We start from the raw sequence: 14618 nt of genomic DNA, 5'->3' as shown, positions 1-14618 counted from the left end.
TTTCCCGCCCCTAAAAGACCAATAATCCGATGGCCCTCCGTTCCGCCCTGATCAATGCGATGGCGAATGCGGCGCGCAAAGCGCAGCGCAGCCTGATCCGCGACTTCAACGAGGTCGAGAACCTCCAGGTCTCGAAGAAGGGCCCGTCCGACTTCGTGTCCGCCGCCGACCGCAAGGCGGAGAAGGTCCTGCATCAGGAACTGGCCAAGCTGCGTCCCGATTTCGGCTTCGTCATGGAAGAGGGCGGCCGCATCGAGGCGAAGGACGGCAAGCATTACTGGATCATCGATCCGCTGGACGGCACCACCAATTTCCTGCACGGCATCCCGCATTTCGCCATCTCGATCGGCGTGAAGCGCGAGGACGACCTGATTGCCGGCGTCATCCTCGATGTCGTGCGCGACGAGATGTTCTGGGCCGAGAAGGGCGGCGGCGCCTTCCTGAACGATCGCCGGCTGCGCGTCTCCGCCCGCCGCCAGCTGCCCGAGGCGCTGTTCGCCACCGGCATCCCCTTCAACGGCAAGCCGGGCCATGCCCCCTTCCTGAAGGAGATTTCCAGCGTGATGGGCGAGGTGGCCGGCATCCGCCGCATGGGCGCCGCGGCCCTCGACCTCGCCTATGTGGCGGCGGGCCGCTATGACGGTTTCTGGGAAGCGGGCCTGTCGCCCTGGGATATTGCCGCCGGCATCGTCATCGTCCGCGAGGCCGGCGGCCTGGTCACCGACCTGGCCGGCAGCGACAGGATGCTGGAAACCGGCGGCGTCATTGCCGCCAATGATGCCCTGCACACCCCCCTGCGCAAATTGCTGGCAAAATAATTCCCGCAGAAAGTGTTGATCCGGCAGATTTGACCCCATTAGATTTACCGGGCCTGGAAGCAGGCTCAATCCATGGGGGAAAAATGAAAATCTGCAGATTGATTGCGACTGCCGGTCTGCCGGTCTGCTGGCAGTGCTGGCCGGCTGTTCCACCATCACCGAAGGCAGCAGCCAGACGCTGACCTTCAGCAGCGACCCGGACGGGGCCGAATGCAAACTTATGCGCAACGGGGTCCAGATCGGCAAACTGGTCACGCCCGGCGCGATCCGGGTCGAAAAAACCAAGCATGATATCGAAGTGACCTGCGCCAAGGACGGGTACCAGAGCGAACTGGTGAACCTGAAATCCGATGCGGCGGCCATGACCTTCGGCAACCTCATCCTGGGCGGCGGCATCGGCTGGGCCATTGATTCGGCCACGGGCTCCGACAACAAATACACCGAAGTGACCCACGTCCTGCTGAAGAAGAAGAGCTAATGGGTTGTACCGGACCGACAATCCGCTTGTTTGGCGGGTTGTCGGGCCGGGCGGCCTCCGCTATCGTTCGCAGCGCCGACGCGTAACGGGGGAACTTCCATGGCTGCCAGGCCGCAAGCGTTTTCGCTGACCCACCTTGTGCTGCTGACGGCCGGCCTGCTGGCCGGTGCCGTCGCGGCCATGCCCGCCGCGGCCCAGACCGTGATCGGCGGCCAGAGCAATGGCAGCGTCCAGGTCAATCTCGACGCCCTCAACCAGCTTGACGGCTATGCCGCCCCGGCCGGCCGCGGAGCCGTGGCCGGCGGCTACCCCGCCATTTCCGGCCGCCCGCCGCTGCCTGGCGAGGCGATGCCGCCGCGGCCGCTGCTGGGCGAGACCGGCGGCCGGTCCGCTGCCGCGGCCGAGCGCCGCCGCCCGGCCCGCGAGAGCAGCCCGGCCGTGGCCGTGGCCCCGGCCGAACCGGCTCCGGTGAAAAAGCCGGCCCCGGCCCCGAAGACCGAGATGGCGATGCCGAAGCCGAAGGCCGCCGAACCGGCGCTCCCTGCGGCACCGGCTGCGACCGGCACCACGGCGGCACCGCCGGCCCAGCCGGTCGCCCAGCCGCCTGCACCGGCCGGCCAGCCGATGTCGACCACGCCGCCGGCCGTGGCGGCTGCCACCCCGGCTCCGGCTCCTGCCCCGGCGGCCCCCACCGCGGCTCCGGCCGCTCCCGCTGCGTCTGCCCCTGCCCCAGTGGCGAACCCGGCGCCGCAGCAGATGGCGGCCGCGCCGGCTGCGCCGAAGCCGGCCCCGGCCAACCCGGCCAGCCAGCAGAGCGCCATGGTGGCACCGAAGCCCGCGCCGGCCCCCAGCATGCAGGGCGGCGTCGTCAGCATTCCGTTTGCCGCCGAGCAGGCCGAGCTGCCGCAGGGCAATGTCTCCGCGCTCGACACGCTCGCCCAGCAGCTTGCCGGCACCGAGGATCGCGTGCAGATCCGCGCCTATGCTGCCAGCACCGGCACCGATGGCGGCAGCGGCGCCCGCCGCCTGTCGCTCAGCCGTGCGCTCGCCGTGCGCGCCTACCTGATCGACAAGGGCATCCGCAGCACCCGCATCGATGTCCGTGCGCTCGGCACGCCCACCGACGGCAGCCCCTCCGACCGGGTGGAAATCGCGCCGGTCGGCCGCTGAGCCGTCGCCCGCGATCCGGTTGCCGGCTGGCAGCCGGGGCTTCCGCCGTTGATCTTGCCTGCCGGTCCGGGCGATGCTTCCGGAACAGTGTGGTGATTCGTCCTGCCGCCCGCACGGGCAGTGCGGCCCGGCAGGCGCCGTGAAAATGCCGTATTCGCTGCTTAGGCCAGAAGCCGGAGGATGGAACGCATGACCAAGCCCGGCCGTTTCCTGTTTCGCATGGTGGTCTTCCTGATCGCCGTGGGCGCGGTGGTGGGCGTGCTGCACGCGCCGCTGGTGCGGGCCTTCATGGCCAATCCTGCGCTGAACAGCCTGATCGTTGCCGTCCTCGTGCTTGGCATTCTCTACACCTTCCGCCAGGTCCTGATGCTGGGCAGCGAGGCGCGCTGGGTCGAGGACTGGCAGAAGGCGCAGCATGGCGCCACCGCCGCGAATGTCGGCGAACCGTCGAACCTGCTGGCACCGCTGGCCAAGATGCTGGAGAACCGCGGCCCGCGCGGCTCGCTGTCGGCGGCGGCCACCCGCGCCCTGCTCGATTCCGTCGGCTCCCGCCTCGACGAGGCGCGCGACATCTCGCGCTACCTGATCGGCCTGATGGTCTTCCTCGGCCTGCTCGGCACCTTCTGGGGCCTGCTCGAGACGATCAGTTCGGTCAGCGATACCATCGCCTCGCTGTCGCTGAGCAGCAGCGACGACATCAACGGCCTGTTCGAAAAGCTGAAGGGCGGGCTGGAGCATCCGCTCAGCGGCATGGGCATCGCCTTCTCGACCTCGCTGATGGGTCTGGCCGGTTCGCTGGTTCTGGGCTTTCTCGACCTGCAGGCCAGCCAGGCGCAGAACCGTTTCTACAATGATCTCGAGGAATGGCTGGCCGGGTTCACCCGGGTCACCGGCGGCGGCCTGGTCGAGGGCGACCAGTCGGTGCCCGCCTATGTGCAGGCCCTGCTCGAGCAGACCGCCGACAGCCTCGACAACCTGCAGCGCACGATGGCGCGCGGCGAAGACAGCCGCAATTCCACCGGCGCCGCGCTGATGCAGCTGAACGAGAAGCTGAGCCTGCTGACCGAGCAGATGCGCGCCGAGCAGGGACTGCTGCTGAAGCTGACCGAACACCAGATCGAGATGAAGCCGATCCTGGCCAAGCTGGCACAGGGCGCCGAAAGCGGCAGCTTCGATGCCGCCAGCCGCGGCCATCTGCGCAACATGGACATCCTGCTGGCCCGCCTGCTCGACGACGGAGCGCAGGGCCGCGCCAAACTGGTCGACGAGATGCGCGCCGAAATCAAGCTGCTGTCGCGCACCATCGCCGCCATGGCCGACACCCAGCGGCGCTCGTGAGCGCCGGGATGCGGAGCTGACCGTGGCATTCGCCCGCCGCCGCAACGAAGGACAGGGCTCCGGCCCGTGGCCCGGTTATGTCGACGTGCTGTCGACCCTGCTGATGGTCATTGTCTTCGTCCTGGCGGTGTTCATCCTGGTGCAGTTTTTCCTCGCCAACGCGATTTCCGGGCGCGACAAGGCACTGGCCGAGCTGCGCGGCGAGATTGCCGGCCTGGTCGAGCAGCTGGCGCTGGAAAAACGCACCAGCGCCCAGCTGCGCCTGGATGTCGGCCAGCTGCAGTCGACCCTGCAGTCGGCGAATGCGGAACGCGACCAGCTCGCCGCCGTGCTGGCCGATGCCCAGGCCCGCGCCGACGAGGCCGAGAAGCGGCTGCAGGACCGGCAGCAGATCATCGTCGATCTGCAGGGCAAGCTGGTTTCCGGTGCCGCCCAGCTTGAGCAGGAAAGGAAGATGACGGCCGAGGCGCGCAGCCAGGTCGACCTGCTGAACCGGCAGATCCTCGCGCTGCGTCAGCAGATGGCCGAACTCGACCGCATCCTCAAGGAAAGCGAGGCCAAGGAGAGGGCCAGCGAGGCGCAGATCGCCGATCTCGGCAAGCGTCTCAATGCCGCCCTGGCCCGCAAGGTCGACGAGCTGCAGAGCTACCGTTCGGAATTCTTCGGCCGGCTGCGCCAGATCATCGGCAACCGCCGCGATGTCCAGATCGTCGGCGACCGCTTCGTCTTCCAGTCCGAGGTGCTGTTCGATTCCGGCTCCGCCGAACTGAAGCCACAGGGACGCGAACAGCTCGGCCGGCTGGCGCGGACGCTGAGCGAGCTGATGGCGAAGATCCCGACCGACCTGCCCTGGGTGCTGCGGGTGGATGGCCATACCGACCGGGTGCCGATCAACACCGCGCAGTTCCCCTCGAACTGGGAATTGTCGACCGCGCGGGCGATCTCGGTGGTGAAATATCTGACCAGCCAGGGCATTCCGGCCGACCGGCTGGCTGCCACCGGCTTCGGCGAATTCCAGCCGATCGACAGCGGCAATGACGAGATCGCGCTGCGCCGCAACCGGCGCATCGAACTGAAGCTGACCGAACGCTGACCGCGGCGGCGGCCGTCACTCGACCGGCTTCAGGCGGGCATCCTCGATCCGGCAATCCATCATCCGGCTGCTGAACCCGGCGCCGATCAGCAGACGGCCATTCTGCTGCACGGCGACGCTGGCTGCCGAAATGGCAGTGCCGGGATCGCCGAAGGCCTCGGCGACCCGGGCGAGGGCGCCGCCGGTGGTGCTGATGCGCAGGGCCATGCTGGGCGCGGTCTTTTCCGGATTGACGGCATGGCCGATGGTGGCGGCGGCATTGGGATGCACGGTCAGCCAGAAATCGCCGAGATTGTCGCGGTGGATGTTATCGACGCCGCCGGGCAGCGTCAGGCTGCCGCTGCGGTACAGCGCGCCGCTGGCCGGATCGCGGGTATAGGTCAGGATCATCCGCCACAGGGTCGAGCCGACCAGCAATGTGCCGCCATCGGCACTCAGCGCGATGCCGTTGGCAAAGGCGATGTCGCGGGCAACTTCGCGCACGCCGCGGCCGTCGTGATAGACCACGGTGGACCGGCTCAGCTGCAGCAGGTTTTCCACCATATGCATCCAGCGCGGACCGCTGCCGCGGTCGTTGGTCAGGTAGAAGGCTTCCGGCCCGGCAGCGGCGATGCCGTTCGGATGCACGAACAGGCTGCTGGCGACGCTGCCGCGGTGATGCAGGCGGAAACCGCCGGCGGCATCGCCATCGAGAATGAAAATCTCGACGGTGTGGCGGTCCGCGCTGCGATGGTTGATCACCTGCAGGAACAGGCGGCCGTCTTCCGCGCGGAACAGGCTGATGCCATGCGGATGGAAGGGCAGGGCAGGCGGCACCGGCAGCGGCAGGAAACGGCCGGGCGCAGCGGACAGATCGTAGAAGAACAGGCCGCCGCGGGCCTCGCGGTCGCGCCGGTCCTGGCTGGAGACGATGGCGCCGCTGCCATCGGGCAGCATCACGATATCTTCGGGGCCCGGCGGCGCGTCGATGGCGATGCATTGCCCGGCCGCGAAGGAATCGGTGCTGCGCCAGGCGCCGCTGCTCCAGACCGTGTAGCCGATCCAGGCGATCGCGGCGACGGCAAACAGCCGCCACCACAGGCGCAGGAGGCGGCTGCCGCCGGTGCCGCTGCGCGACTTACGCGGCGGCATCGGCGCTGCCGGTCATGAACTGCAGGCGGGCGAGGCGGGCATAGAGTCCGTTCTCCGCCATCAGGCTGTCGTGGCGGCCGGCGGCGACGATGCGGCCGTGATCCATCACCACGATGCGGTCGGCCTTCTGCACGGTGGCCAGCCGGTGGGCGATCACCAGCGTGGTGCGGCCTTCCATCAGGCGCTCCAGCGCGGCCTGCACCTTGCGTTCGGATTCGGCATCCAGCGACGAGGTCGCCTCGTCCAGCAGCAGGACCGGCGGATCGCGCAGCAGGGCGCGGGCAATGGCAATGCGCTGGCGCTGGCCGCCCGACAGGCGGACGCCGCGCTCGCCGAGATATGTCCCGTAGCCTTCCGGCAGGGCCTCGATGAAGCCATGGGCCGCCGCGGCCTCGGCGGCTTCCCGCACCTCGGCATCGCTCGCCTCCGGCCGTCCATAGCGGATATTGTCGGCCACCGAAGCGCCGAAGATCACCGGGTCCTGCGCCACCAGGCCGATATGGCGGCGCAGGCCGACCGGGTCGAGGCGGTCGATGGCGATGCCGTCAAAGCGGATGCTGCCCGCTTCCGGGTCGTAGAAGCGCAGCAGCAGCTGGAACAGCGTGGTCTTGCCGGCACCCGACGGGCCGACGATGGCCACCGTTTCGCCGGCGGCAACCTGCAGGCTCAGGCCGTCCAGTGCCGGGGTCTGCGGCCGGGCCGGATAGCGGAAGCGCAGGGCGTCGAATTCGAGCCGGCCGGCCGGGCGGGCGGGCAGGGCCAGCGGCTCGGCCGGCGCGCGCACGCCCGGCTCGGTCGCCAGCAGCTGCATCAGCCGTTCGGCGGCACCGGCGGCGCGCTGCACATCGCCCCAGATTTCCGACAGGGCGCCGACCGCCGAGGCACCGATCACCGCATAGAAGACAAAGGCGCTGAGTTCGCCGGCCGACATCTCGCCGGCAAAGACCGCCTTGCCACCGATCCACATCACCGTGTTCACCGCCCCGAAGACCAGCAGCATCACCAGCGCGGTCAGCCAGGCCCGGGCCCGGGTGCGGCGCACCGCGGTCATGAAGGCATTCTCCGCGCGGCCGGCGAACTGCGCCTGTTCGCGCGCTTCGCTGGTATAGGCCTGCACGGTGGTGATGGCATTCAGGGTTTCGCCCGCCTGGGCAGAGAGATCGGCGATGCGGTCCTGGCTCTCCCGCGACAGCCGGCGCAGGCGGCGGCCGAGGATCACGATCGGCAGCACCACCAGCGGGATCACCAGCGCCACCAGCAGGGTCAGGCGCGGCGAGGTGATCACCAGCAGCACGGCACTGCCGAAGAACAGCAGCAGGTTGCGCAGGGCCACCGAGACCGACGAGCCGACCAGGGTCTGGATCACCTCGGTATCGGTGGTCAGGCGCGACAGCACCTCGCCGGTGCGGGTGCTTTCGAAGAAGGTGGGGCTCAGCCGCAGCACATGGCCGTAGACCGCCTTGCGGATATCGGCCACCACCCGCTCGCCCAGCCAGGTCACGCAGTAGAAGCGGGCGAAGGTGGCCACCGCCAGCACGGCGACGACACCGAACAGCGCGGCGAAATAGAGGTCGAGATAGCTGCCGTTGCCCATGCCGAAGCCGACATCGATGACGCGGCGGATCGCCTGGCCGATGCCGAGCACGGCGCCGGCGGCCACCACCAGGGCAATAGCGGCGCCCACCGCCATCCAGCGATGGGGAGCAAGAAAACCGAAAACGAGGCGCAGGGCGCCGAGGGCGGGGCGCTTGGTATCGGTGGCGGCGGACATCGGATCCCGGACAGAACGGAAGACCGGCCGGTTATACCGGCCGTCCGCGCTGTAAACAACGTGACACTGGCACAACGTGACACTGGGTCGCGCGGGAAGGGCGACATGAATACGCCAATATGTTCATTTATTATTTTCTTTTTGTTCCATCTTTATTCATGTAGATTGCCGCCGAGATTGCCGTCCAGGGGGAAGAGATGCTTCGACGCTTCTGGTTTCCTGCCATGCTTGGCCTGGTTTGCACCGCTTGTGCCGGCCAACAGCCCGTCAACCCGCCCGTCATCAAGGCCAAAGCTGTCGTCCGGCCGGATGGTTCCCAGGTCCAGCCGCAACAGGACTGGGCCGGTCCGGGCGCCCGCAAGATCGCTTTCCGGCGGGTGCAGACCAGCATCCAGCGTGGCGCCATCATCGGCGATGCTTACCTGCAGCCAATGCGGTGCTACAACGACTCGAAACTTCTCTACGATGACGACCGGAAACTGCTCAACACCACGGCATACGGCGACATCTTCTTTCGCGTATTCAGCGGTCATGGCTACCCGGTGGCCAGCAACCCCAACACGCTGTTCCGGGAGGCAGAACCGGAATCGGCCGATTATCTGGTTGGCGCGAATATCGTGAAGGTCAGCGGCAATCTGTGCCGCCATATCGACCCTTGGTACGGACATCTGCTGGGGACATTGTCGGGGACCGTCCTGGTTACCGTTAACTGGCAAATCTACGACGTGCTGCAGCGCAGGGTGATCCTGCATAGGGAAATCGAAGGGAAGTTCCAGATTTCCGACCCGCTGGCCGGGGGCTACGACGTTCTGATCCACCAGGCTTTTGCCGATGCGGCCAACAGGCTGGCAGTCGATGCCGATCTCCGGGCGCTTGTTTCCGGCGGGGCGGGACCTGTATCGCCGCAGGCTGACGGCAAGCGGGAAATGCAGCAGATTCCCCGACAGGAAAATTTCCGAATGGCCTTCGCGGCCCATGCCGATCAGGTTCGCGCGGCCACGGTGCTCGTCGAGGTCAGCGAAGCCGGCCACGGTTCCGGCTTCATTGTCAGGCCGGATGGCTTGCTGATCACCAATCATCATGTTGTCGGCGGACAGCGGTTTGTGCGCGTCCGCCATCTGTCGGGCAGCGTGGAGGTCGGCGAGGTGCTGCAGCGGGACCGGCGCAGGGACGTTGCCGTGATCAAGCTGCCCGGGAATGCCTACCCGGTGCTGCCGATCCGCGAAATGCCGGCGCAGGTCGGTGAGGAGGTCTATGCCGTTGGCGCCCCGCATTTCACCGAGCTGGGGTGGACGGTGACGCGCGGCATCATCAGTGCGGTCCGTCCGGCAATGCCGCCGGACCGGCTGGACTTCATCCAGGCCGATGTGGCGATCCATGGCGGCAACAGCGGCGGGCCGCTGCTCGACCGGCATGGCAATGTGGTCGGCATCGCCGCGCTCGGCTGGGCTGCCGACCGGCGCAGCCCGGGCATGAATACCGGCCTGAATGGCTTCATCCCGATTCTCGACGGGCTGCGGCATCTCGGCCTCGAACTGGTGGATGCCGCGGAGCCGCGCCGCCGGACGGATGCCGGCGCCAGTCGTTAGTAGCCAGTCGCCAGAACCCGGGCGCCCGAACAATTGTCCCCGCTTCCGGCGCCCGGATAGGAATTGCCGGAAAACCGCGTTTCCACGGTTGTGAGAGCCGCCGGCCAGCCGGCTTTCGCCCTTGCGGCGGGGGGCGGTTCTGGCTATAACCCCCGCCGATTGAGCAATTTTGCGGGTATCCGGCTGCCGGACGCCCAGGAGAAGCAGTGATGAAGGCCGATATCCATCCCGACTACCACGAGATCAAGGTCCAGATGACCGACGGCACCGTCTATTCCACCCGGTCGACCTGGGGGAAGCCGGGCGACACCATGATGCTCGATATCGACTCGACCTCGCATCCGGCCTGGACCGGCGGCCCCGCCCGCCTCAATGACCAGGGTGGCCAGGTCGCCAAGTTCAACAAGCGCTTCGCCGGCTTCGGCCTCAAGAAGTAAGCCTGTTTCCGGTTTGCCCGGGCCGCGCGGCCCGGGGCGGCAGGGCGGCCCGGACAACCGGTGCCGCCTTTTCCGTATGCGGCCCTTTTTCTGTATGCGGTGGATTCCGGCCGGCGCCGGCGGCGGTCATTTATCCTCTTGGCAGGGCGGCCGCGCCATCCGATGATTCGAATCGGGGTGGCAAAAAGCAGACGCCGAACAATGGCACAGGTCTACCAATCGGCATCGATCAAGCTCGGCAACGAGATCATCACGCTGATCTATGTCTCCTATGCCGCCATCGCCACCGACCAGATGGCGTCGCGCTCGCTGGCGGCGATGAAGCCGCTGTTCAAGAATTCCACCGTGGTGCTGGCTGCCCAGGGGGTGAACCTGGCGCCGGAATTCGTCGGCCCGAAACATGCGGTCGATTTCCTGCGCGGCCGGGCGCTGGCCGAATTCAAATGGTACCCGGTCTCGGTCGGCTGACGGCGCCGCCCCCCTCTTGAAGGCCCAGCCGGGGCTTCCTACATCCCTGTCGAGCCGGGGGCCCGAGCGGGACCCGGCAGCCACGGCGGCCCGGCACTGGCGCCTTCTGGTTGCCCGCAGGATGCAGCTGCATCCCCGGGACCGGCGTTTCGCGGGCCGCGCAACGGACTCATCGCTTCAGGAGGATGAAACCATGCGTGCTTTCGACATTTCCCCGCTGCTGCGTTCCAGCATCGGCTTCGATCATGTGAACCGCCTGTTCGACCTGGCCAGCCGTCTCGATGAGACCGCGACCAGCTATCCGCCGTACAACATCGAGAAGCATGGCGAGGATGCCTACCGCATCACCATGGCGGTGGCCGGCTTCCGCGCCGACGAACTCGATGTGACGGTGAAGGAGAACAGCCTGCTGGTGACCGGCAAGGCGGTCGAGACGGCCGAGGCGGCCAATGCCGAGGCCGGCGCGCAGCCCGGCGTTACCTTCCTGCATCGCGGCATCGCGCGCCGCGCCTTCGAGCGCCGCTTCGAGCTGGCCGATACCGTGAAGGTGACCGGCGCCGAACTGAAGGACGGCCTGCTGCATATCGCGCTGAAACGCGAAATCCCCGAAGCCAAGAAGCCGCGGCAGATCGCGATCGCCACCCCGGCCGTGTCGGGCGCGGTGATCGACGCCCAGCCCAAGGCGGCGTAAGCACCGCCCGGCTGCAATTGAAACAACACAACCTCGGAACCGGCCCGGGCAGGCAACTGCCCGGGCTTTTTCATCTTGCCGGAGGGGAGCGAAAGCCAGCATATATAGACCAGAAGCTGCAGAAGGCCGTTCCCCCCCATGACCGTGTTCAACGACCCTCCGCCCCTGCGGACGGGCCCCGCCCCCGGGCATCCGGTCGAAGGGCCGGTCGCGGATTCCGCTCCGGCGGAAGACGGCGCCCTGCAGTTCGCGAGCCGGCCCGGCCTGCCGGCGCTGCTGGTCCGCAACATGCTGTTCGGCTTCCTGACGCTGGGCATCTACCGCTTCTGGGCCAAGACCAACCTGCGGCGTTTCTTCTGGGCCTCGGTCGGAATCGGCGGCGAGCCGCTGGAATATACCGGCCGCGCCCGTGAACTGCTGATCGGCTTCCTGATCGTGATGGCGATCTTCGTGCCGCTGTCGGTCGGCTATTCCGCCCTGCAGACCATGCTGCTGGACAATGCCGTGGCCGCCGGCATCCTCAGCCTCGCCTATGCACTGGTGCTTTATCTGCTGATCAACGCGGCGACCTGGCGGGCCCGGCGCTACCGGCTGGCGCGCACCCTGTGGCGCGGCATCCGGGCCGGGCAGGACGGCTCGACCTGGGCCTATATCGGCAAGGCGGCCTTGTGGTTGCTGCTGGTGCCGCTCAGCCTCGGCCTCGCCATGCCCTGGGCCCTGGCCGACCTTGCCCGTTACCGCATCGTCCATACCACCTGGGGTCAGTTCCGCGGCACCTTCAGCGGCACCGGACGCGGCCTGCTGAGACCCTGGCTGCTGGTGATGGTGCTGCTGGTGCTGCCGCTGCTGGTCTGTCTTGCCGGGGCTGTCCTGCAGGCCGGCTGGTCGACGCTGTCGCCTGCGGCAGGCCCGCAGCAGCTTGCCGGTGCCACGGCCCGGGCCGGCGGCTGGCTTTCCGCGGCATTGCTGCTGACCGTGCTGGCCGGACCGGTGCTGTATGGCTATTTCCTGGTGCGCTGGCAGCGCTGGTATGTCGGCCACACCCGGATCGGGCCGCTGCATTTTGCCAGCAGCCTGCGCCTGCGCGACCTGTTTCTCTACGGCATTCTGCTGGTGATCCTGCCGATCGCTTTCCTGGCGGCGATCACGGTCGCCGGCGTCGTGGCGGTTCAGGCGACAGAAGAGTTCAGCAAGCTGCTGGCCGGCATCCTCATCGTTGTCTTTGCGCTGCTTGCCCTGGGCGGCCTGCGCGTTCTGGTGATGCTGACGGTCTACACGCCGGTGCTGCGCACGGTCATCACGGCGATCACCGTGCAGAATGTTGCCGCGGCCGCCGAAGCGCAGCAGTCGCTGCAGCCGCAGATGCGGTTCGGCGAGGGGCTGGCCGACAGTTTCGAGATCGGCATTGTCTGAGCCGACGGCAGCGTCTGCCCCGGCGGATTACGCCGCCCGCTATATGGATGGCAGAAGCGGCGCGGTGTATCAGGGCCATGCCGCCTTCACCGATGGCGGTCTTGCCTTCACGGACGGCAGCCAGGCCGTTACCTGGCCCTATGGCGAGATCCGCCTGCTGGACGGATCCGTCGGCAGCGACTGGCTGAGCCTGGCGCTGGCCGATGACAGTCCGGCACGCCTGCGCCTGTCGGGGGCGGCGCTGGCCGAATTGCGGCGGCGCTGCACCGCGCTGCGCGCCCCGACCACGGCCGACCGGCGCGGCCGGCGCCTGGTGCTGTGGTGGTCGCTGGCTGCCCTGGCCGGCCTTGCCGTCACCTTCCTGCTGCTGCCCTGGGCATCCGCCGTGATCGCCCGCAGCATTTCGCCCGACACCGAGCAGGCCTTCGGCAGCCGGGTCTTTGCCGGCTTCGAGCAGGTCGCCGCCGCCCGCGGCGGCCGGGGGGCGGTCTGCGAGACGGCGGCCGGCCAGGCCGCGCTGCAGCGGCTGGTGGCCCGGCTGTCGCAGCCACCGCCGCGGCTGCCGCTGCAGGTGCGGGTGATCCGCCACGGCATGATCAACGCTTTCGCCCTGCCCGGCGGCTATATCGTGCTGACCGAGGGCCTGCTGCGGTTTGTCGGCAGCGACGGCGAACTGGCCGGGGTGATCGCCCATGAAATCGGCCATGTCGATGCCGGCCATGCGATGGCTGCCGCGATACGCAGCGGCGCCACCGGCCTGCTGGTCGGCCTGCTGTTCGGCGATGTGGTCGGCGGCATCGGCTCGGTCACCGTGGCGGAACACCTGCTGCATGCCGCCTATACCCGCGACCTGGAGGACGAGGCCGACCATCTGGCCTTGCAGCGCCTGCGGCAGTCCGGCATCGATCCGGCAGGCATGGCCGCATTCTTCCGCCGGCTTGCCGGCAAGGCGGGCGAGGGGATGCCGGCTTTGCTCAGCACCCATCCGGATACGGCCATCCGCGCCGCCCGTTTCGCCGCCGCCGCGCAGCCGGCATCCCCGCTGCTGGCGCCGGCCGAATGGCAGGCGCTGAAAGACATCTGCCGCAGCTGAGGCGGCTGCCTGAACGCAGACGGCCCCGGCATTGCTGCCGGGGCCGTTGCGGTCGCTGCTTTCAGGCGGCGCTTACGCGGCCTTGAACTCGCTTTCCAGCTTTGCTTCGTATTTGCCCAGTGCCGCCATGCCGTTGAGCCTGGCGCGGTGCAGATAGCCCTTCTGCGCATTCGCCACATTGGCGGCCTTGCCGCCCCACAGCTTCAGCGGCAGGGCCTGCAGGGCGCGACCATAGGAGAAGGTCAGCTTCCAGGGCAGGTTCGGGTGGCGGGCATTCATGGCGCCGAGATGGGCCGAGGCCAGTTCGTCCGACTGGCCGCCCGACAGGAAGGCGATGCCCGGCACGGCCGAAGGCACGCAGCGCTTCAGAACCTGCACGGTGGCATCGGCGACTTCGTCGATGCTGGCGGCCTTCTTCGCCTTCTCGCCCTGGATCACCATGCCCGGCTTCAGGATCATGCCCTCGAAGGCGACATTGTGGATCGCCAGATATTCGAAGACGGTGTGCAGCGTGCGCTCGGTGGCGGCGAAGCTGGTGGCGAGATCGTGGTCGCCATCCATCAGGATTTCCGGCTCGACGATCGGCACGATGCCGTTGGCCTGGCAGATTCCGGCATAGCGGGCCAGCGCCTCGGCATTGGCAACCAGCGCCTGGCGGCTCGGCTTGCCGGTGGCGGCGTCGATGGTCAGCACCGCGCGCCATTTGGCGAAGCGGGCGCCGAGCTGGTGGTATTCCGCCATGCGCTTGCCCAGACCGTCCAGGCCTTCGGTGATCTTCTCGCCGTCGCTGCCCTGCAGGGGCTGCACGCCCTTGTCGACCTTGATGCCCGGAATGATGCCGCGCTTGTTCAGGATGTCGACCAGCGGGGTGCCGTCCTTGCCCTTCTGGCGCAGCGTCTCGTCGTAGAGGATGACGCCGGAGATGTATTGCTCGGCGCCGTCGGTGGTGAACAGCATCTCGCGGTAATCGCGGCGGTTTTCCTCGGTCGAGGGCACGTTGATGCTGGACAGGCGCTTTTCGATCGTCGAGGTGCTCTCGTCGGCGGCCAGGATGCCCTTGCCCGGCGCGACCATCGCTTCCGCGATCTTGTTGAGTTCCTTGAGGTTCATTGCAGTCTGCTCCCGATA

15 protein-coding genes are annotated in these 14618 nt (G+C 67.9%); 11 read left to right on the top strand and 4 right to left on the bottom strand.

All coding sequences use genetic code 11. The features are described from left to right. Window positions 1-29 precede the first annotated feature (29 nt). The 5 genes from ACEQZY_RS03825 (at window position 30) to ACEQZY_RS03805 (ending at window position 4897) form a co-directional block, all read left to right on the top strand. The gene (locus tag ACEQZY_RS03825; protein WP_370152419.1) at window positions 30-818 is read left to right on the top strand and encodes an inositol monophosphatase; all 789 of its coding nucleotides are present in this window, start codon (window positions 30-32) and stop codon (window positions 816-818) included. A gap of 133 nt (window positions 819-951) precedes the next feature. Then, window positions 952-1296, top strand: a complete 345-nt coding sequence (locus ACEQZY_RS03820; protein ID WP_370152416.1) for a hypothetical protein — start codon at window positions 952-954, stop codon at window positions 1294-1296. A gap of 99 nt (window positions 1297-1395) precedes the next feature. Further along, window positions 1396-2466, top strand: coding sequence for an OmpA family protein (locus ACEQZY_RS03815; RefSeq protein WP_370152413.1), 1071 nt, complete (start codon window positions 1396-1398; stop codon window positions 2464-2466). Between the two features lie 189 nt (window positions 2467-2655). Further along, window positions 2656-3804, top strand: a complete 1149-nt coding sequence (locus ACEQZY_RS03810; protein ID WP_370152410.1) for a flagellar motor protein MotA — start codon at window positions 2656-2658, stop codon at window positions 3802-3804. A gap of 22 nt (window positions 3805-3826) precedes the next feature. Next, a complete protein-coding gene (locus tag ACEQZY_RS03805; RefSeq protein ID WP_341705412.1) occupies window positions 3827-4897 on the top strand; it encodes a peptidoglycan -binding protein in 1071 nt (356 codons plus the stop codon). A gap of 15 nt (window positions 4898-4912) precedes the next feature. On the opposite strand, the gene ACEQZY_RS03800 is transcribed toward ACEQZY_RS03805, so the two are convergent. The 3 genes from ACEQZY_RS03800 to ACEQZY_RS03790 all read right to left on the bottom strand — a co-directional run bounded on the left by ACEQZY_RS03800 (window position 4913) and on the right by ACEQZY_RS03790 (window position 8917). Beyond that, on the bottom strand, window positions 4913-6028 hold the full coding sequence (locus ACEQZY_RS03800; RefSeq protein ID WP_341705411.1) for a hypothetical protein: 1116 nt from the start codon (window positions 6026-6028) through the stop codon (window positions 4913-4915). After that, on the bottom strand, window positions 6015-7799 hold the full coding sequence (locus ACEQZY_RS03795; protein ID WP_370152406.1) for an ABC transporter transmembrane domain-containing protein: 1785 nt from the start codon (window positions 7797-7799) through the stop codon (window positions 6015-6017). Before ACEQZY_RS03795 ends, ACEQZY_RS03800 begins: the two co-directional genes overlap by 14 nt. 152 nt (window positions 7800-7951) lie before the next feature. Continuing rightward, complete coding sequence (locus ACEQZY_RS03790) at window positions 7952-8917, bottom strand: hypothetical protein (RefSeq protein ID WP_370152500.1); 966 nt, start codon at window positions 8915-8917, stop codon at window positions 7952-7954. On the opposite strand from ACEQZY_RS03790, the gene ACEQZY_RS03785 reads away from it, so the two are divergent. From ACEQZY_RS03785 to ACEQZY_RS03760, 6 genes are all read left to right on the top strand, one after another. Beyond that, entirely contained in the window at window positions 8801-9388 is a 588-nt protein-coding gene (locus tag ACEQZY_RS03785) for a serine protease (RefSeq protein ID WP_341705232.1), read from the top strand. The two genes, ACEQZY_RS03790 and ACEQZY_RS03785, sit on opposite strands and share 117 nt — an antisense overlap. Window positions 9389-9597: 209 nt before the next feature. Further along, window positions 9598-9825, top strand: a complete 228-nt coding sequence (gene rpmE / locus ACEQZY_RS03780) for a 50S ribosomal protein L31 (protein ID WP_341705227.1) — start codon at window positions 9598-9600, stop codon at window positions 9823-9825. Window positions 9826-10026: 201 nt separating this feature from the next. Then, on the top strand, window positions 10027-10293 hold the full coding sequence (locus ACEQZY_RS03775; RefSeq protein WP_341705228.1) for a hypothetical protein: 267 nt from the start codon (window positions 10027-10029) through the stop codon (window positions 10291-10293). 193 nt (window positions 10294-10486) lie between these two features. Beyond that, entirely contained in the window at window positions 10487-10984 is a 498-nt protein-coding gene (locus ACEQZY_RS03770; RefSeq protein ID WP_370152401.1) for an Hsp20 family protein, read from the top strand. Between the two features lie 138 nt (window positions 10985-11122). Beyond that, complete coding sequence (locus tag ACEQZY_RS03765; protein WP_341705230.1) at window positions 11123-12397, top strand: DUF898 family protein; 1275 nt, start codon at window positions 11123-11125, stop codon at window positions 12395-12397. 43 nt (window positions 12398-12440) lie between these two features. Then, entirely contained in the window at window positions 12441-13490 is a 1050-nt protein-coding gene (locus ACEQZY_RS03760; RefSeq protein ID WP_370152398.1) for a M48 family metallopeptidase, read from the top strand. A 72-nt stretch (window positions 13491-13562) separates the two neighbouring features. Here the strand turns inward: ACEQZY_RS03760 and ACEQZY_RS03755 are convergent, their stop codons facing one another. Further along, the gene (locus ACEQZY_RS03755) at window positions 13563-14600 is read right to left on the bottom strand and encodes a class I fructose-bisphosphate aldolase (RefSeq protein WP_370152395.1); all 1038 of its coding nucleotides are present in this window, start codon (window positions 14598-14600) and stop codon (window positions 13563-13565) included. Between the last annotated feature and the right edge of the window lie 18 nt (window positions 14601-14618).

The organism is Ferrovibrio sp. (assembly GCF_964218355.1).
Lineage (GTDB): Bacteria > Pseudomonadota > Alphaproteobacteria > Ferrovibrionales > Ferrovibrionaceae > Ferrovibrio.
Note: the sequence above shows the minus strand (reverse complement) of the source record. Positions and strands in the feature narration are given on the sequence as shown.

What these genes read in the sequence shown, in the direction of transcription:
- ACEQZY_RS03770 (WP_370152401.1), top strand. Translation starts at nt 10,487, where the DNA reads ATGCGTGCTTTCGACATTTCCCCGCTGCTGCGTTCCAGCATCGGCTTC.
- ACEQZY_RS03825 (WP_370152419.1), top strand. Translation starts at nt 30, where the DNA reads ATGGCCCTCCGTTCCGCCCTGATCAATGCGATGGCGAATGCGGCGCGC.
- ACEQZY_RS03755 (WP_370152395.1), bottom strand. Translation starts at nt 14,600, where the DNA reads ATGAACCTCAAGGAACTCAACAAGATCGCGGAAGCGATGGTCGCGCCG.
- ACEQZY_RS03795 (WP_370152406.1), bottom strand. Translation starts at nt 7,799, where the DNA reads ATGTCCGCCGCCACCGATACCAAGCGCCCCGCCCTCGGCGCCCTGCGC.
- ACEQZY_RS03815 (WP_370152413.1), top strand. Translation starts at nt 1,396, where the DNA reads ATGGCTGCCAGGCCGCAAGCGTTTTCGCTGACCCACCTTGTGCTGCTG.
- ACEQZY_RS03775 (WP_341705228.1), top strand. Translation starts at nt 10,027, where the DNA reads ATGGCACAGGTCTACCAATCGGCATCGATCAAGCTCGGCAACGAGATC.
- ACEQZY_RS03760 (WP_370152398.1), top strand. Translation starts at nt 12,441, where the DNA reads ATGGATGGCAGAAGCGGCGCGGTGTATCAGGGCCATGCCGCCTTCACC.
- ACEQZY_RS03790 (WP_370152500.1), bottom strand. Translation starts at nt 8,917, where the DNA reads ATGGCGGACGCGCACAAACCGCTGTCCGCCGACAACATGATGATTGGT.
- ACEQZY_RS03800 (WP_341705411.1), bottom strand. Translation starts at nt 6,028, where the DNA reads ATGCCGCCGCGTAAGTCGCGCAGCGGCACCGGCGGCAGCCGCCTCCTG.
- ACEQZY_RS03810 (WP_370152410.1), top strand. Translation starts at nt 2,656, where the DNA reads ATGACCAAGCCCGGCCGTTTCCTGTTTCGCATGGTGGTCTTCCTGATC.
- rpmE (WP_341705227.1), top strand. Translation starts at nt 9,598, where the DNA reads ATGAAGGCCGATATCCATCCCGACTACCACGAGATCAAGGTCCAGATG.
- ACEQZY_RS03765 (WP_341705230.1), top strand. Translation starts at nt 11,123, where the DNA reads ATGACCGTGTTCAACGACCCTCCGCCCCTGCGGACGGGCCCCGCCCCC.